Genomic DNA, 17,419 nt, shown 5'->3' with positions numbered 1-17,419 from the left:
CCGGCGATGGCGCAGATCTGGGAAACGACGGTGCAGCAGACGACAGAGCAGGACCCCGCCGGCCGGACGCCCGGCGGGGCGACGGGGACGGAAGGGGCGGCCGGCGACGACGGCACTTCGTGTACGGCCGGGCGGCGCGGCCGGAAGCTCGACAAGGGCCCGGGCAAATACAGCTTCCTGCCCTGGCTGCTGATGGGGCTGGGCGCCTTCTCCAACATCGTGCAAGGCAAGACCGGAAACCCCTGGCTGGCCGGGCTCGGGCTCCTCGCCTTCAACTCCCTCTACCTCACCGTCATCCTGTCGGCCTTCAGCCCGCGGCTGCGCGACACCCGCTACCCGGTCATCGCCCTGGGCGCGCTCACCGCGGTCACGTTCGCCATCGCGCTCGGCTTCGGCGGCAGCTGGTTCCTGTTCTTCCCACTGCTGTCGCTGGCCTCCGGTACGGTCCGCGCGCTGCGCGGCAAGAAGCTCGCGGTGTGGCTGATCACGCTCAGCGGTACGGCCGGGTTCCTGTCCGGCTGGCAGGCCGGCGACCCCGGCGACTCGTTCGGCGTCGGCTACGGCACGTTCCTCTCCGGCATGGTGACGTCCACGGTGCTCAGCCTGTTCGACACCATCCAGGAACTGAAGGCCACCCGGCAGGAACTGGCCCGCAGCGCCGTGGAGAAGGAGCGGCTGCGCTTCTCCCGCGACCTGCACGATCTGCTGGGGCACACGATGTCCCTGGTCGTGGTCAAGGCCGAGGCGGTGCGCCGGCTGGCGCCGCGCGATCTGGACGCGGCGCTCGCCCAGGCCGCGGACATCGAGGCGGTCGGCCGGCAGGCGCTGACCGAGATCCGCGAGGCGGTCACCGGTTACCGCGAGGGCAGCCTCGGCACCGAACTGGACCGGGCCCGTTCGGCGCTGGAGGCGGCCGGCATCGAAGCCGTCGTCCGGCAGGCCGGGCCGCCGCTGCCCCCGCAGGCGGGTGCGCTGCTGGGCTGGGTGGTCCGCGAGGGCGTCACCAACGCGCTCCGGCACAGCGGCGCCACCCGCTGCGAGATCGCGGTGCACGCCGACGAGGAGCGGGTCCGGCTGACGATCACGGACGACGGCCGGGGTCCCGTAAGCTCCGGTGCGGCCCCGGCGGCCGGCCGCACCTGGTTCCGCGACCGCGTCCCCGAGCGCGACGGTGACGCCCCCGGTACGGCCCCCACGGACGGCGCCGCCGCGTCGCCCGGAGCTCCGGGCCCGGTCGGCGGCACCGGCCTGAAGGGCCTGACCGAACGGCTGGCAGCGGCCGGCGGCACCCTGAGCAGCGGCCCCGACGGCCGGCGCGGCTTCCGGGTGACGGCCGAACTCCCGGTCGGCACGGGGGAGATGACGGAGACGGAGAGGGAAGGGTTGACCAGGTGATCAAGGTCCTGCTCGCGGAGGACCAGGGGATGATGCGGGGCGCGCTGGCGCTGCTGCTCGACCTGGAAGCGGACATGCAGGTCGTGGCGCAGGTCGCGGCGGGCGACCGGATCGTTCCGGCCGCGTTGGAGGCACGTCCCGACATCGCCCTCCTGGACATCGAACTCCCCGGCCGCAGCGGGCTGGACGCCGCGGCCGACCTGCGCGACGCGCTGCCGTCGTGCAAGGTCCTCATCGTCACGACCTTCGGGCGGCCCGGCTATCTGCGCCGCGCCATGGAGGCCGGGGCGTCCGGCTTCCTGGTGAAGGACGGCCCGGTGGAGGACCTGGCGGCGGCGATCCGCCGGGTCCTCGCCGGGGAGCGGGTGATCGACCCCGGGCTGGCCGCGGCGGCGCTCAGCGCCGGGCCCAATCCGCTGACCCAGCGGGAGCGGGACGTGCTGACCGCCGCGGTGGACGGCGCCACCGTCTCCGACATCGCCGGCAAGCTCCACCTCTCCCAGGCCACGGTCCGCAACTACCTCTCCGCGGCGATCGGCAAGACCGGGACCCGCAACCGCATGGAGGCGGTACGGGCGGCGCGGCAGAACGGGTGGCTGTAGCCCGGCGCCCGGGGCCGCCCGCTCGCCCCTAGCCGGTGGCCACGTCCGCGCGGCGCCGCGGCAGCGCGAGCAGCATCAGCAGGATGCTGCCCAGCAGCACTCCCGAGCCGACCTGGAAGGCCAGCCCGTAGCCGTCGGCCAGCGCCGCCTTCGCGCCGTGGCCCGCCTCGATGCGGGAGGCGGCGACGGTGGACAGGATCGACAGGCCCAGGGCGCCGCCCATCTGCCGGAGGTGTTGATCAGGCCGGAGACCAGGCCCTGGTCGGCCGGGTCGGCGCCGGAAGTGGCGATGGCGGCGACCGGCGTCGCGGTCAGGCCGGCGCCCAGCGCCATCAGGATGCCGGGGCCGAGGATCGTGCCGAGGTAGGTGCCGTGGACGTCCATCGTGCCCTGCCAGACCATGCCGGACGCGGAGATCACCGCGCCGGTGGCGGCCAGGGTCTTGGCGCCCAGCCGGTTCATCAGCCGCGGCCCGATCTTGGAGCCCAGGACGATGGACAGCGAGTGCGGGATGAAGGATAGCCCCGCCTGCAGTGGTCGGTAGCCGAGCACGTTCTGGACGTAGAGCGACAGGAAGTACCACATCGAGAACATCGCGGCGCCGGCCAGCACCATCGCCGCGTTCGCCGAGGACACCGAGCGCAGCCGGAACAGCCCCAGCGGCATCAGCGGCGCCTTGGCCCGCGCCTCGACGGCGAGGAAGGCGGCGATCACGAGCAGCCCGGCGGCCAGCGGCAGCAGCGCGGACGCCGACGCCCAGCCGTCCGTCTCGGTCTGCACGATCCCGTACGCGACCAGCCCAGCCCGCCGGTCACCAGCAGCGCACCGGGCACGTCGAGCCGTCGGGCCGCGCCCTGCCGGCTCTCGGTGAGCCACAGCACCGCACCGGTCAGCACCAGCGCCCCGACCGGCACGTTGATCAGCAGCACCCAGCGCCACGACAGGTACTCGGTGAGCACCCCGCCGACCAGACCGCCCACCGCGCCGCCGCCGGCGCCGACCGCCGTCCAGGTGGCGATGGCGCGGGTACGGGCCGGGCCGGCCGGGAACGACGTGGTGAGGATGGTGAGGGTGGCCGGCGAGAGCACGGCGGCGCCGATGCCCTGGACCGTCCGCGCCGCGATCAACTGCCAGGGCTGCTGGGCCAGTCCGCCGCCCAGGCTCGCGAGGGTGAACAGCGCCAGCCCGACGACGAAGATCCGCTTACGGCCGAAGAGGTCGGCGGCCCGGCCGCCGAGCAGCATGAAGCCGGCGAAGGTGATCACGTACGCGTTGACGATCCACTGCAGGCCCAGCTCGCTCAGCCCCAGACCGGTCCGTACGGCGGGCAGCGCCACGTTCACCACGGAGACGTCCAGCACGACCAGGAACTGTCCGGCGCAGACCAGCAGCATCACCAGCCAGGCCGGTGCGGCGCTCCGACGGGAGGTCGTGGGCAGGGTGGCGGACTCGGCTATCGGGGGCATGCGGACCATGCTCGCATCGACCCCGCACCCCCGCATCGGGATATCGGTGCATACGCCACCTGACCGGGGACCTAGGTCGGTGGGCGGAGGACGGGGCCACCCACACCCGGTCGTTCAGGCTTCCTGGTCAGCGAGCCTGGTCGCTCTTCGGCCCGATGCCTTTGGTCCTGGTCGGAGTTCCGTCCGGGGCGAACGGGTGGTGGAAGGTGAAGGCGTGCGGCGCGGAGCCCTGGTCGTGGAGGTGCTCCAGCCTGGAAACCCCGTCCTGCCAGGTGGGTATCACGCCGTCGGAGACCCACCAGAGCACGTAATTCGGCTGTCCTGTCCTCTCGAACCAGTCGTGACGCCTGCTCAGCGCCTCACGGTGCAGACCGGTGTAGATGGCGTCGAAGGCGGAGGGCAGGTCGGTCCAGAGCGAGAGGGTCGCGTCCAGGGCGGCGGTTTCCACCGTGCGGCCCTTGCCGTACCAGGTCGGTACGGCGAACTCTCCCCAGGCACCCCAGTCCAGGTCGAAGTGTGTGCCCCGGCCGCGGTCTGCCGCTTCGGCACGAGCGAGGTACCCGGGGTGCTGGCTGATCTTCCGGTAGACGGCCTCGCCGCTCTTGAGGAGTTCGCGCGTGAGAGGTCCGGGATCGGTGAGAGGTGACTTCAGGACGCCGAATGTGTACAGCGCGAGATGGGGCATGCGTCTCTCCCTGGTTGGGGGTGCCTGGTGTGGACCGGACCCTGTTCGGTGTCTTACGCACGGGGGCGAGGGTTCGTGGGGCGTGACCCACTCATCCCGTCGCGGGTGGCTCAGCCTGAAAGAACTCCGGTGCGACCGTGGGCGATCGCCGAAGACCAGGTGAAGGTAGCTGCCTCTGCGGGCCCTGTCGAAGTTGCGTTTTTCCGGTCCAAGTGGCTTCTGGCCCCGGTCATTGCGGGGGCCGGGGGGGTGACGGGCGGGGCAGGCCGCGGGGTGCCGAATGATCCGCTTCGGCCGATCGGTGCGCCCGCCGTGCCCGTCCGCACCCCGTGGCCGATGGCCCGACCCCTAAGGGGCGGGGGCCCTCTCGACCCCTAAGGGTCGGGAGGGCCCCCGGAGGGCCAACTACCCGTATCGGCAGGGTGGTTAATCGGTCACCTCCGCAGCAGCGTCACCACCGCCGCGCCGCCCAGGCCGATGTTGTGGGCCAGGCCCACGCGGGCGTCGGGGACCTGCCGGGGGCCGGCCGTGCCGCGGAGTTGCCAGACGAGTTCGGCGGTCTGGGCGAGGCCGGTCGCGCCCAGGGGGTGGCCCTTCGAGATCAGGCCGCCGGACGGGTTGACCACCCAGCGGCCGCCGTACGTGGTGGCCCCGTCGGCGACCAGCTTCCCCGACTCGCCGTCCGCGCACATGCCCAGCGCCTCGTACGTCAGCAACTCGTTGATCGAGAAGCAGTCGTGCAGCTCGATGACGTCCACGTCCTCGATGCCGAGCCCGGACGCCTCGTAGACCTGCCGGGCCGCGGCCCGCGACATCGGCTTGCCGACGACGTCGATGCAGGAGCCGCCGGCGAAGCTCTCCTCGGTGTCGGTGGTCATCGCCTGGGCGACGATCTCCACCGCCCGGTCGGCCAGCCCGTGCGCCCGGACGAACCGCTCGGAGGCGACCACCACCGCGGCCGCGCCGTCGGACGTCGGGGAGCACTGGAGCTTGGTCAGCGGACGGTGGATGACCTTGGCGGCCAGCACCTCCTCGACCGTGTGGACGTCCCGGAACTGGGCGCGGGGTTGTGCGCGGAATGCCGGTGGTTCTTGGCGCCGACCGCGGCCAGTTGCTCGGCCGTGGTGCCGTACCTCTCCATGTGCTCGCGGGCCGCGTTGCCGAAGATCTGGGCGGTGGGCGGGGTCCGCTCGAAGCCGTGCGCGGCCGCCATGACGCCGTAGTGGCGGGCGACCGGGGAGGCGGCGAAGTCGCCTCCCGCCGCGCCGCCGCCCAGCGCACCGCGCTTCATCTTCTCGAAGCCCAGTGCCAGCACGCAGTCGTTGAGGCCCGAGGCGACGAACTGGCGGGCCATCATCAGCGCCGTCGAGCCGGTGGCGCAGTTGTTGTTGACGTTGTAGACGGGGACCCCGGTCAGGCCCAGCTCGTAGGCGGCGCGCTGACCGGCCGTGGACGGCTGGTGGCAGTAGCCGACCGGGACCTGCTCGACGGCGTCGTAGCCGATCCCGGCGTCCGCGAGCGCGGCCTCGCCCGCCTCCTTGGCCATGTCCCAGTACTGCCATTCGCGGGTCTCGGGCTTCTCGAAGTGCGTCATCCCTACGCCGACGAGGTACGCCGTGCCTGACATGGAGGTCCTCCTGGTGAGTCACCGGGCGCCGTGCGGGGGCGGATGCGTGCGGGGGGGCGGATGCGTGCCGGGGTCAGATGAGGGGGCGGGGCTCGGGGTCGCGGGGCAGGCCGAGCAGCCGCTCGGCGACCACATTGCGCTGCACCTGGGTGGTGCCGCCGGCGATGGTCAGACAGCGCGACATCAGGAAGCCGTGCAGGGCACGTTCACCGGCACCCTCGCGCACCGCGCCGTCCGGGCCGAGCAGTTCCAGCGCCAGTTCGGCGACCTTCTGCTGGTGCGGGGTCTGCACCAGCTTGCGGATGCTGGCGCCGGCGCCCGGTTCGAGGCCGGAGACCTGCTGGAGCGTGGTGCGCAGCGTGAGGCAGGCCAGGGCGTGCGCCTCGGCGGCCAGCGCGCCCACCCGGGCCCGTACGGAGCCGTCGAGGCCGGCGGTGCGGTCGAGGAGCGCGGTCAGTCCGGTGTCGAAGGTCAACTGGTCGGCCATGTGGACGCGTTCGTTGTCCAGGGTGGTGCGGGCCACCTTCCAGCCGTTGCCGGTCTCGCCGACCACCGCGTCGGCCGGCAGCAGCACGTCGTCGAAGTAGACCTCGTTGAAGAGCGCCTCGCCGGTGATCTCCTTCAGCGGGCGGACGTCGATGCCGGGGGTCTTCATGTCGACGACGAAGAAGGTCAGGCCCTGGTGCTTGGGCGCGTCCGGGTCGGTGCGGGCGAGCAGGATGCCGTGGTCGGCCCACTGGGCGGCCGAGGTCCACACCTTCTGCCCGTTGATCCGCCAGCCGGGGCCGTCGGGTCCGTCCACCCGCTCGGCGCGGGTGCGCAGGCCGGCCAGGTCCGATCCGGCCTCCGGTTCGGAGAACAGCTGGCACCACAGCATCTCCCCGCGCAGCGACGGCATCAGATAGCGCTGCTGCTGCTCGGCGGTGCCGTGGGCGAGCAGGGAGGGCACGACCCAGGTGGCGATGCCCAGGTCGCTGACGGTGACCCCGGCGGCGGCCAGTTCCTGCTGGACGGCCAGCTGCTGAACGGGGCCGGCGCCCAGGCCGTAGGGCGGCGGGAGATGCGGTGCGGCGTATCCGGTCGGGGCCAGTTCGCGGCGTACGGCGGCGGGGTCCAGGCCGCGCACCCGGTCGATGACCTCGCGGGCCGCGGTACGGAACTGCGCGGCCTCGGCGGGGAGTTCGAGGCTCAGTGGGCGCCGGGCGCCGTCGGCGGCGAGGGCGGCGGCGCGCAGCCGGTGGGTGTCGCCGGCGCCGAGCAGCTGGCGGGCCGCGGTCGCCCGGCGCAGATGCAGATGGGCGTCGTGTTCCCAGGTGAAGCCGATGCCGCCGAGGATCTGGATGCAGTCCTTGGCGCAGCTGAAGGCGGCGTCGAGGGCGGTGGCGGTGGCGAGGGCGGCGACCAGGCCGCGGACCTCGGGCGGCTCGCGGTGGGCGCGGGCCGCGTCCCAGACCAGGGCGCGGGCCTGTTCGCAGCGGACGAGCATGTCGGCGCAGAGGTGTTTGACGGCCTGGAACTGGCCGATGGGGCGGCCGAACTGCTCGCGGACCCGGGCGTGTTGGGTCGCGGTGGCGAGCGCCCAGGCCGCCGTCCCGCAGCTCTCGGCGGCGCACAGCACCCCGGCCAGGTCGCGGACGAGCGCGTCGTCGACGGCCACCAGCCGGTCCGCGGGCACCGGCACGCCGTCCGCGCCCACTTCGGCGACCGGGCGGGTCGGGTCGGCGCTCTCCTGGGCGCGTACGGTCAGCGCCGCGGCGTCGACGGCGAGGTGGACGGTTCCGGTGGCGGTCCGTGCGGCGAGCACGAGGAGGTCGGCGTCGGCCCCGGCGAGGACCGGGGGCGCGGTGCCGTCGAGGAGGTAGCCGTCGGGTGTGCTGGTGGCGGTGAGCGTGCCGGGGCCGAGCGCCACCGCGCCGATCAGCTCGCCGGTGGCGAGGGCCCGTACGAGGTGCCGGGGCGCGTCTCCTCGGTGGAGCAGCGCGGCGGCGAGGACGGTGGGCAGGTAGGGGCCGGGGAGTGCGGCGCGGCCCAGTTCTTCGAGGACCACGGCGAGGTCGAGCAGGTCACCGCCGCCCCCGCCGTCGGCCTCGGGGAGGTGGAGGCCGAGCAGGCCCTGTGCGGCGAGGCCGTCCCAGTGGGCGGGGCGTCCGGTGCGGGCGGGTGTGGTGTCGAGGAGGGTGCGGACCTCTTCGGGCGGTACGGCCCGGCGGGCCCAGCCGCCCGCCGCCTCGGCCAGGTCGCGGTGGTCCGGTGTGATTCCGATGCCCATGCGGGGCAGACTAGAACACGTTCCAATCTGACGGAAGGTCAGGTGGGCCGGAATGTTCCGCCCGGTGGACGGCGGCGAGTGCCCCGCGGGGAACGGTCCGGCGGCGGACGGGAAACGGTCCGGTGAATTCCGGTACGAATACCATTTGCCCGCCCGGCGGTTTCCGGGCCCGCACCTTTCCCGTTTCCGGACATCCGGGAAACGTCCGGCGATAAACCGGCCGGAGCGGCCGGGAATCCGCCGGAGCGACTCCCCCGCGCCGCCCGGCCGGCCGGAAAGCCGCACGAAATGCGAACCCCCGCACGGCCACCCCCGGCCCGTACGGCACGATGAGCCTCCGACCGCACCACCAAGGAGGAAGCCATGTCCGCTCCCACGGCGCCGACCGCCCCGCAGCCGGAGATCCTCGCCGCGTTCGAGGCGGCGAAGGGCTTCATGCCCGTGGACGAGGGGCTCGCGCTCTACGCGGCGGCGGCTGAGGCGGCGCGGCTGGGGCTGCCGCTGGTGGAGGTCGGCACGTACTGCGGCCGGTCCACCCTGCTGCTCGCGGCCGCGGCCCGGGCCGCCGGGGTGACGGCCGTCACCGTGGACCACCACCGGGGCAGCGAGGAGCAGCAGCCCGGCTGGGACTACCACGACCCGTCCGTGGTGGACCCCGAGGTCGGCCGGATGGACACCCTGCCCACGTTCCGCCGGACCCTGCACGCGGCCGGGCTGGAGGACCACGTGATCGCCGTCGTGGGCCGCTCCCCGCAGGTCGCGGCCGTGTGGGGGCGGCCGGTGGGGCTGGTCTTCATCGACGGCGGGCACACCGACGAGCACGCCACCGCCGACTACGAGGGCTGGGCGCCGCACGTGGCGCCGGACGGGCTGCTGGTCATCCACGACGTGCACCCGCACCCGAGGACGAGTTCACCGGCCAGGCGCCGTACCGGATCTACCTGCGCGCGCTGGCCTCCGGGGCGTTCACCGAGGTCGCGGTGCAAGGGACGCTGCGCGTCCTGCGGCGCACCGGTCCCGGCAGCTGATCCGGGCCGCGGGCTACCATCGCGGAGATGTCGAACGGCAGCACCTTCCCCCGCACCGCCGCCGGCGCGGCACCGTACTCCTGGTGCTGGCCGCCGTGGCCCTGGTGGCCGTCGGCGGCTGGCTGTTCTGGCGGCAGACGGGCGGCCACGGCGGTCCGACGGCCCGCGGCGGCTCACCGGCGCCCGGCCGGACGGCGGGCGGCGGCACCGGGGCCGGCGGCGGGCCGGGCCGGAGCACGGACCACGGGAGCACCCACCGCCCGGACGGCAAGGGCGATCCGCACGGCAGCCTCAAGGGCCGGACCGTGGTGATCGACCCCGGGCACAATCCACACAACAGCCGGCACACCGGGCAGATCGCCCGGCAGGTGAACATCGGCACCGCGCGCAAGGAGTGCGACACCACCGGCACCGCCACCAACGACGGCTACGCCGAGGCGTCCTTCACCCTGGACGTGGCCCGCCGGGTCCGCACCCTCCTGGAGGACCAGGGCGCCAAGGTCGTCCTCACCCAGGACGGCGACCGGTCGTACGGGCCGTGCGTGGACGAGCGCGCGGCGATCGGCAACAAGGCGCACGCGGACGCCGCGGTCTCGATCCACGCCGACGGCTCGGCCGCCGGCAACCGCGGCTTCCATGTCATCCTGCCCGCCCGGGTCACCGCCGGTCCGGCGGACACCACCGCGATCACCGGCCCGTCGCGGCAGCTCGGCAAGCGGCTGGCCGACCGCTTCCGGGCGGTAACCGGAAGTGCGCGGTCCAATTACATCGGCGACGGCACCGGCCTGGACGTCCGCGGCGATCTCGGCGGGCTCAACCTCTCCACGGTGCCGAAGGTGTTCATCGAGTGCGGCAATATGCGCGACGCCAAGGACGCCGCGCAATTGACCGACGGAGGGTGGCGGCAAAAAGCGGCCCGCGGGATCACCGAGGGCATTACGGACTTCCTGACCCGCTGACCGCGTACGACGTCCGCGACCACGGCCGATAACGCATCGAAACCAACAGGCCGACCCGCCGGATTCGGCGATAGGTTCCCCTTTACGATGGGTGGTCACCGCCGTGCCTCGCACCGCGCGCACCGCGACAGCGACGAACAGCCCACGAAAGAGACAAAGGACCCTTACGTGAACATCCGCTCCCTCACTAGAGGCGACGGCGTGGTGATCGGAGCAGCGGTGTTGCTGTTCATCGCCTCGTTCCTCGGCCTCACCGGCGCCCCGGACTGCACCGGCCCGTTCGCCAAGTACTGCGAGGCGCAGGACTACAGCAGCACCAACGCCTGGGGATCCGTCTCCGTGCTCATGAGCGTGTACCTGGCCGGCGTGATCGGCGCGGCGATCATCATCCTCGGCCGCGCGCTGCCGCAGCCGCGCAAGATCGCCGGTCTGGACCTCGGCCAGTTCGGCGTGGCGCTCACCATCTTCGCGGCGTGGACGGCGTTCTGGGACATCATCGACACCAACAGCGCGGGCGCCGGCCTGATCGTGGGTCTGATCGCCGCGCTGGCGCTGGCCGGTGGCGCGGTCGCCGGCCCGCTCGTCCCGGCGCTGAAGGCGGAGCTGATCGGCGCGCCCAAGCCGCCGGCCGCCCCCTACGGCGCGGGCCCCAACCCGGGTTACGGCTACCCCGGCGCCCAGCAGCAGGCAGCGGCGGGCCAGGGCTACGGCTACCCGGGTCCGGGCGGCCAGCAGCAGACCGGCCAGACGCCCGGTCAGCCGGCGGCCGACGCCACGGCCGGCGGTCCGGCGGGCGCGACCCCCGCGGCCGGCGCCCCCGCGGACTTCGCCCCGTTCTGGTTCGCGGTCCCGGTCGCCCGCCCGCTGTACGGCGAGGACGGCGCGCCGTCGCCGATCGCCGAACTCGCGCCCGGCACCTGGTACCTGGCGGTGGAGCAGCGCGGCCAGGCCCTGATCGCGCAGACCCAGGACGGCCGCCGCGGCGTCCTGCAGGACACCACCGGCATCCAGCGCGGCTGATCCGCCGCCCGCCGTCGCCCAGCGGTCCTTCCACGGCCCCCGCCCTTCCGGCGGGGGGCCGTTGCGCTGCCCGCGCACCGGCCGTACAGTGCGCCGCACTACCGTGAACTGACGGATCGTCAGCTATCGCGGTGAGGCTCGGTACGGTCCGTACGGAGAGAGGCGGTCGCCATGCGACTCGGTCTGGCACTGGGCTACTGGGGCCGCGGCCCCGACCCCCGGCACCTCGAACTCGCCCGCGAGGCCGAGCGCCTGGGCTACGACTCGGTGTGGACCGCGGAGGCCTGGGGCTCGGACGCGTTCACCGCCCTCACCTGGATCGCCGCGCACACCTCCCGCATCCGGCTCGGTACCGGCATCGCCCAGATGGCCGCCCGCACGCCCACCGCGACCGCGATGCACGCCCTCACCCTCGATCACCTCTCCGGCGGGCGGCTGCTGCTGGGCCTGGGGCTGTCCGGGCCGCAGGTCGTCGAGGGCTGGTACGGACGGCCGTTCCCGAAGAGCCCGCTGACCGCCACCCGCGAGTACGTGGACGTGGTCCGCCAAGTCCTCCGCCGGGAGGGGCCGGTGGCGTCCGAGGGGCTGTTCCATCCGCTCCCTACCGCGGCCCGGACGGCACCGGTCTGGGCAAACCGCTCAAGCCCATCACCCATCCGCTGCGCGCCTCGGTGCCGGTCCTGCTCGGCGCGGAGGGGCCCAAGAACATCGCCCAGACCACCCGGATCGCGGACGGCTGGCTGCCGCTGTACTGGTCGCCGCGGCGCACCGGCGTCTACCAGGAGTCGCTGGCCGGCGCGCCCGAAGGGTTCCGCATCGCGCCGATGGCCCGCGCGGTGGTCTGTGACGACGTCGCCGAGGGGTTGTGGCCGGTCAAGGCGATGCTCGGCTTCTACATCGGGGGCATGGGGCACGCGGCGCGCAACTTCCACGCCGACCTGATGGCCCGTATGGGATACCCGGACGAGGCCCGCCGCATCCAGCGGCTCTTCCTGGAAGGCCGCAAGGAGGAGGCGGTGCGCGCCGTGCCGGACGCCTTCGCCGACGAGATCTCCCTGGTCGGCCCGCGTGAACGGATCGCCGAGCGGCTGGCGTCGTGGCGCGCGGGCCCGGTCACCGACCTGCTGGTCACCGCACCGGACCCGCGGACACTACGGGTGCTGGCCGAGCTGAACTCCTGACGCCCGGCGCCCGCCGCTCACCCGAACTGGGCGTAGGTCAGCCACGTGTCGAGCAGCGCCCGGTCGCCGAGCACCTCGACCCGGTCGCTGTCGGCGGGCAGCCGGCGGTAGACGACGCACAGCACGTCGGTGAGCGGGCCGCGCAGCGCGACCGCCGCCTTCTCGTGGGCGCGGCGGTAGGTGAACCGGTCGCCGGTGAGATCGAGCAGCCACTCGGCGTTCAGCCCGTCCGGGGTGTCCGTGGCGTGCAGGTGGAGGGTGTGGCCGGGCCGAAGGGCTGCACGCCGTGCGCCGCGAACCGCTCCGCGGCCTCCGGCAGCTCGCACAACTGCAGCCACTCCTCCAGGCAGTCGGCGGCCACCTCCTGCGGCACGTCGAAGGGGACGCCGGCGGCGAGCGCGGCGTCGACGCGGTGCACGACCGTCTCGTGGGTCATCCGGCGGGCCCAGAAGCCGGCCCGCTGCGCCGGCGGCGCCCAGGTCCACACCTCGGCGTCCGGCCCGGCCTCGCGCAGCGCCGCCACGGTCCGCTCCGCGCCCTCCGCGAGCCAGGCGTCCAGGGCCGCCGCGTCCTCCCCCTCGGGCCCGGCCGCGCCCGGTACCTCGTCGGGCCCGATGGCCTTCTCCGCGCGGGTGGCGACGAGCGTGCCGGCCCAGCGGTGCGCACCGCCCACGTGCCGGACGAGGTCGGCCAGCGTCCAGTCGGGACAGGTCGGCACGGTCACGGAGAGGTCGGCGCTGCGCACGATCTCCCGCAACCGTCCGGTCTCGTCGAGGAGTTGGGAACAGTAGGCGTCATGACTGAGGGAGCCCTGAAGGGGCACGGAGTGGGTCATACGGCGCACACTAATGCGCCGCACCCCGCCCCGCCCCTTCTCTGCGCGGTCCGGCCCGGATGCCCGTGCGACAGCCCCTACCGGCAGCAGTCCGGCTCCAGTCCCGACGGCAGCCGCTCCGCGCCGAAGACCGTGGTGGTGGCCTCGTCGCCGCCCACGGCCGCTACCGCGAGCAGCAGCGAACCGGCCGTCCAGGAGGTGCGTTCGCGCGGCCAGATCGCGTCGTCGTCGAAGACGTAGCCGGTCCAGTACATGCCGTCCTCGGCGCGCAGGTGCTGGATCCACTTGAGGATCTGCACGGCCCGTTCGGACTCCCCCATCGCCCACAGCGCGAGCGCCAGTTCCGCGCTCTCGCCGCCGGTGACCCAGGGGTTGGGCAGGACGCAGCGCACGCCCAGGCCGGGCACCACGAACCGCTCCCAGTCGGCGTCGATCCGGTCCCGGGCCGCCTGGCCGCGGACCGCGCCGCCGAGGATCGGGTAGTACCAGTCCATGGAGTAGCGGGCCTTGTCCAGGAACCGCTCGGGGTGGCTGCGTATCGCGTGGCCGAGCCGGCCGGCCGCCAACTCCCAGTCCGGCTGCGGCTCCTCGCGCTGCTCGGCGAGCGCCAGCGCGCAGCGCAGCGCCTGGTAGATGGAGGACGAGCCGGTCAGCAGCGCGTCGCGGACCGGGGTGCCGTCGTCCTCGCGCTTCCAGCCGATCTCCCCGCCGGGCTGCTGCAGTTCGAGGACGTACTCGATCGCGGCGTGGACGGCGGGCCACATCCGGTCGAGGAAGGCCTCGTCGCCGGTGGACAGGTAGTGGTGCCAGACGCCGACCGCGATATAGGCGCAGAAGTTGGTCTCCCGGCCGCGGTCGGTGGGCGCCTCGGCGTCCCCGTCGGCGTAGGCCGCGTACCAGGACCCGTCCGGGTTCTGGTGCCGCACCAGCCAGTCGTACGCGGCCTCGGCGCGCTCGTGTTCGCCGGCCGCGTCCAGGGCCATGGCGGCCTCGGTGTGGTCCCACGGGTCGAGGTGGTGGCCCCGGAACCACGGGATGGCGCCGTCCGCGCGCTGGGTCGCGAGGATGCCCTCGACCGTGCGGGCGGCCTCCTCGGCGGTGAGCACCCCCGGCAGGACGAGCCGTTCGGTACGCCCGGGACTCGTCACTTGGCGGCCCCGGCGGAGGACTTGGCGGAGGACTTGGCGGAAGCCTTGGCGGAGGACGTGGCGGTCTTCCGGGCGCGGGCGGCGGGCCGGGCGGCCGGCTCCGGGGCCTCGGCGGGCGCGCCCGCCTCGTCGGCGGCGGGCGCCTCGGGCAGGTGCGGCTTGGTGGCGTAGACGACGAAGCTCTTGCCGATGACGGGGTTGAGGGCCCGCTCGGCGAGCCGGGTGGCCAGCGGCTTCTTCATGATGTCCCAGACCAGCAGCTTGTGGTACGCCTGCACCGGCAGCGCCTTGTCGTTGTCCACCCCGAAGGCGCACTTGAGCCACCAGTACGGGCTGTGCAGCCCGTGGGCGTGGTGCGTACCGTACGGCTCCAGGCCGGCCTCCCGCATCTTGCCGAGGAGTTCGTCGCCGCGGTAGATGCGGATGTGGCCGCCCTCGACCTCGTGGTACTCGTCGCTGAGCGCCCAGCAGATCTTCTCCGGGCCGTAGCGCGGCACGGTGACGGCGATCCGGCCGCCGGGGCGCAGCACCCGCACCATCTCGGCGAGCACGCCCTTGTCGTCGGGGATGTGCTCCATGACCTCGGAGATGATGACGACGTCGAAGCTGTCGTCGGGGAACGGCAGGGCCAGCGCGTCACCCTCCATCGCGGTGGCGGACGCGCCGGCCGGGGCCTCGCCGGCCTCCTTCATCGCGGCGAACCACTTGGCGACCTCGCGGATCTCGTCGCCGTTCTGGTCGAGGGCGACGACCTGCGCGCCGCGCCGGTAACACTCGAAGGCGTGCCGGCCGGCGCCGCAGCCCAGGTCGAGCACGCGGTCGCCGGGAGCGAGCGGGAATCGGGAGAAGTCGACGGTCAGCACGGCGTTCTGCTTTCGTCCGGCGGTGGGTGGCGGTGGTGCGAAACGGCGGCGGGGCGCCCGGGAGGCGGTGCCGGGGAGGTGACGGAGCTATCTGCGGGCGGCGGACCGGCTGCCCTGGAGGGCGATGGCCTCGCGGTAGCGCTCGGCGGTGCCGAGGGCGGCCTGGCGCCAGGTGAAGCGGGCCAGCACCCGCTCCCGGCCGGCCGTGCCCAGCCGGCGGCGCAGCTCCGGGTCGCCGAGGAGCCGCAGCAGCCCGGCCGCCAGCGCGCCGGCGTCGCCCGGCGGCACCGCCAGACACGTCTCGCCGTCCGGCCCGGCGACCTCCGGGATGGCGCCGCCGGTGGTGGCGAGCAGCGGGGTGCCGGTGGCCATCGCCTCGGCGGCGGGCAGCGAGAACCCCTCGTAGAGGGAGGGCACACAGGCGATCTGGGCACCGCGCACGAGGTCGACGAGTTCGGGGTCGCTGATGCCCTTGACGAACTCGATGGCGCCGGCCAGTCCGAGCCGTTCGATGGCGGCGGCGACCGGTCCGTCGTCGGCCCGCTTGCCGACGACGACCAGATGGGCGTCGGGGTTCTCGGTGCGCACCTTGGCGAGCGCCTCGACGAGGTGGACCAGGCCCTTGAGGGGGACGTCGGCGCTGGAGGTGGTGACGATCCGGCCCGGCACCTCGGGGACGGACGCGTCCGGCGAGAAGAGGTCGGTGTCGGCGCCGATGGGGACCACATGGATCCGCTCGGGGCGGACCCCGAGGTCGTCGACGATCTCCTGGCGGGACGAGCCGGAGACGGTGAGCACGGACGGCAGCCGGCGGGCGACCCGCTTCTGCATCCGGGTGAAGCCGTACCAGCGGCGGACCGAGGCGCGGCGCTTCCAGTCGGTGGCGGCGGCCAGGTCGAGCCGGCGGTCGACGGTGATGGGGTGGTGGATCGTGGTGACCAGCGGGGCGCCGAGCGCGCCGGGGCCGCCGAGCAGGCCGTAGCCGAGGGTCTGGTTGTCGTGGACGACGTCGAACTGGCCGGCGCGGGCGGCGAGATGCCGCCGGGCACGCAGCGAGAAGGTCAGCGGTTCGGGGAAGCCGCCGGTCCACATCGTGCCCACCTCAAGGGCGTCGATCCAGTCCCGGTACTCGCCGCGCTTCGGCGTGCGGAACGGGTCCGGCTGGCGGTAGAGGTCCAGGCTCGCCAGCTCGGTCAGCCGCACGCCCTCGTCGAGGACCGGATAGGGCTGGGCGCCGATCACCTCGACGCTGTGGCCGAGCCGGGCCAGCTCACGCGAGAGGTGGCGTACGTAGACGCCCTGGCCGCCGCAGAACGGGTTCCCCTTGTACGTGAGCATCGCGATGCGCAGGGGGCTTCCCGGGTCCCTCGGGGCGGTGGCCGAGGAGTCCCCGGCAGGGCGAGGCGCGGCTGCCTGAACGGCCTCTGCGGTCACGCTCGGCCCCCTTCTCACTGGACTTTCGCCGGAGCGTAACCGCTGGCGGTAATCTAGAACAAGTTTCAGAACTGCTGGGCTACTGATCAGTTCACCGAGCTTCGAATCTACCGGCCGAGAACGATGCGAAAAGAGCCGCACCAGGTGATTCGCGCCACCACCCGACCCCCTGCCATGCTGTGCCGGTCGCGGCAGCGGCACTCACCACATCGCGGACAGAACGCCACGGACGGCCACGGAACAGCCATGGAATGGGAACAATGACTACGGAATCCAAGGCAGCCAGGCCGGCGCTTCCCGCGAGTCCTCCCCTGACCGAGCGTCAGGAGGCCCGGCGCCGCCGCATCCTGCACACCAGCGCCAAACTGGCCTCCCGTGGCGGCTTCGACGCCGTGCAGATGCGCGAGGTCGCCGAGTCCTCGGGCGTCGCGCTCGGCACCCTCTACCGCTACTTCCCGTCCAAGGTGCACCTGCTGGTCGCCACCATGCAGGACCAGCTCCAGCACATGCACGAGACGCTGCGCAAGCGCCCGCCGGCCGAGCCGGAACCGGGCGCCCGGGTCGCCCAGACCCTGATGCGGGCGTTCCGCGCCCTGCAGCGCGAACCGCACCTCGCGGACGCCATGGTCCGCGCACTGACCTTCGCCGACCGCTCGGTGAGCCCCGAGGTCGACACGGTCTCCCGGCTGACCACGGCGATCATCCTCGACGCGATGCGCCTGGACGGCCCGCCCACCCCCGAACAGCTCTCCGCGGTCCGCGTCATCGAGCACACCTGGCACTCGGCCCTGATCACCTGGCTCTCCGGCCGCGCCTCGATCGCCCAGGTCAAGATCGACATCGAAACGGTCTGCCGCCTGATCGACGTGACGTCACCGGGGGCGGGGGGCTAGGGGCGGCGCCTTCC

The 17,419-nt window shown here is 73.5% G+C and carries 10 protein-coding genes and 5 pseudogenes; 7 read left to right on the top strand and 8 right to left on the bottom strand.

Annotated elements, in window-relative coordinates:
- The first annotated feature begins 6 nt into the window (after positions 1–6).
- Both OJ254_RS16585 and OJ254_RS16580 read left to right on the top strand, forming a co-directional pair.
- Positions 7–1,395: a sensor histidine kinase gene (locus tag OJ254_RS16585; RefSeq protein ID WP_265362947.1), complete on the top strand. Its 1,389-nt coding sequence runs from the start codon at positions 7–9 to the stop codon at positions 1,393–1,395.
- On the top strand, positions 1,392–1,997 hold the full coding sequence (locus OJ254_RS16580; protein ID WP_265362946.1) for a response regulator transcription factor: 606 nt from the start codon (positions 1,392–1,394) through the stop codon (positions 1,995–1,997). Before OJ254_RS16585 ends, OJ254_RS16580 begins: the two co-directional genes overlap by 4 nt.
- Before the next feature lie 28 nt (positions 1,998–2,025).
- On the opposite strand, the pseudogene OJ254_RS16575 reads toward OJ254_RS16580, so the two are convergent.
- The 4 genes and pseudogenes from OJ254_RS16575 to OJ254_RS16560 all read right to left on the bottom strand — a co-directional run bounded on the left by OJ254_RS16575 (position 2,026) and on the right by OJ254_RS16560 (position 8,044).
- Positions 2,026–3,472, bottom strand: a pseudogene (locus OJ254_RS16575) (MFS transporter).
- 118 nt (positions 3,473–3,590) lie between these two features.
- Positions 3,591–4,148 (bottom strand): DUF3291 domain-containing protein, encoded by a 558-nt coding sequence (locus OJ254_RS16570; protein WP_265362945.1) that lies wholly within the window; start codon positions 4,146–4,148, stop codon positions 3,591–3,593.
- A gap of 434 nt (positions 4,149–4,582) precedes the next feature.
- Positions 4,583–5,775, bottom strand: a pseudogene (locus tag OJ254_RS16565) (lipid-transfer protein).
- A 73-nt stretch (positions 5,776–5,848) separates the two neighbouring features.
- Positions 5,849–8,044: an acyl-CoA dehydrogenase family protein gene (locus OJ254_RS16560; protein WP_265362944.1), complete on the bottom strand. Its 2,196-nt coding sequence runs from the start codon at positions 8,042–8,044 to the stop codon at positions 5,849–5,851.
- A gap of 363 nt (positions 8,045–8,407) precedes the next feature.
- On the opposite strand from OJ254_RS16560, the pseudogene OJ254_RS16555 reads away from it, so the two are divergent.
- From OJ254_RS16555 to OJ254_RS16540, 4 genes and pseudogenes are all read left to right on the top strand, one after another.
- A pseudogene (locus OJ254_RS16555) lies at positions 8,408–9,072 on the top strand (class I SAM-dependent methyltransferase).
- 83 nt (positions 9,073–9,155) lie between these two features.
- Positions 9,156–10,031 (top strand): N-acetylmuramoyl-L-alanine amidase, encoded by an 876-nt coding sequence (locus tag OJ254_RS16550; protein ID WP_265362943.1) that lies wholly within the window; start codon positions 9,156–9,158, stop codon positions 10,029–10,031.
- Positions 10,032–10,199: 168 nt separating this feature from the next.
- A complete protein-coding gene (locus OJ254_RS16545) occupies positions 10,200–11,051 on the top strand; it encodes a hypothetical protein (protein ID WP_265362942.1) in 852 nt (283 codons plus the stop codon).
- A 171-nt stretch (positions 11,052–11,222) separates the two neighbouring features.
- Positions 11,223–12,232, top strand: a pseudogene (locus OJ254_RS16540) (LLM class F420-dependent oxidoreductase).
- Positions 12,233–12,249: 17 nt separating this feature from the next.
- Here the strand turns inward: OJ254_RS16540 and OJ254_RS16535 are convergent.
- The 4 genes and pseudogenes from OJ254_RS16535 to OJ254_RS16520 form a co-directional block, all read right to left on the bottom strand.
- Positions 12,250–13,067: pseudogene (locus tag OJ254_RS16535) on the bottom strand (maleylpyruvate isomerase family mycothiol-dependent enzyme).
- Positions 13,068–13,144: 77 nt separating this feature from the next.
- On the bottom strand, positions 13,145–14,215 hold the full coding sequence (locus OJ254_RS16530) for a prenyltransferase/squalene oxidase repeat-containing protein (protein ID WP_265362941.1): 1,071 nt from the start codon (positions 14,213–14,215) through the stop codon (positions 13,145–13,147).
- The gene (locus tag OJ254_RS16525) at positions 14,212–15,078 is read right to left on the bottom strand and encodes a class I SAM-dependent methyltransferase (protein ID WP_265362940.1); all 867 of its coding nucleotides are present in this window, start codon (positions 15,076–15,078) and stop codon (positions 14,212–14,214) included. The genes OJ254_RS16530 and OJ254_RS16525 overlap by 4 nt, the downstream gene beginning before the upstream one ends.
- 87 nt (positions 15,079–15,165) lie before the next feature.
- Positions 15,166–16,512, bottom strand: coding sequence for a glycosyltransferase family 4 protein (locus OJ254_RS16520; RefSeq protein WP_423835910.1), 1,347 nt, complete (start codon positions 16,510–16,512; stop codon positions 15,166–15,168).
- Between the two features lie 260 nt (positions 16,513–16,772).
- Here OJ254_RS16520 and OJ254_RS16515 point away from each other — a divergent pair, with 260 nt between their 5' ends.
- Positions 16,773–17,405 carry a TetR family transcriptional regulator gene (locus OJ254_RS16515; protein ID WP_261951805.1) on the top strand — a complete coding sequence of 211 codons (633 nt, stop codon included), beginning with the start codon at positions 16,773–16,775 and terminating at the stop codon, positions 17,403–17,405.
- Positions 17,406–17,419: the final 14 nt, after the last annotated feature.

Origin of the sequence: Streptomyces endophytica, assembly GCF_026153355.1 — a bacterium.
GTDB lineage: Bacteria > Actinomycetota > Actinomycetes > Streptomycetales > Streptomycetaceae > Streptomyces > Streptomyces endophytica.
The sequence above is the reverse complement of the archived record's forward strand: the minus strand, read 5'-3'. Positions and strand labels throughout refer to the sequence as shown.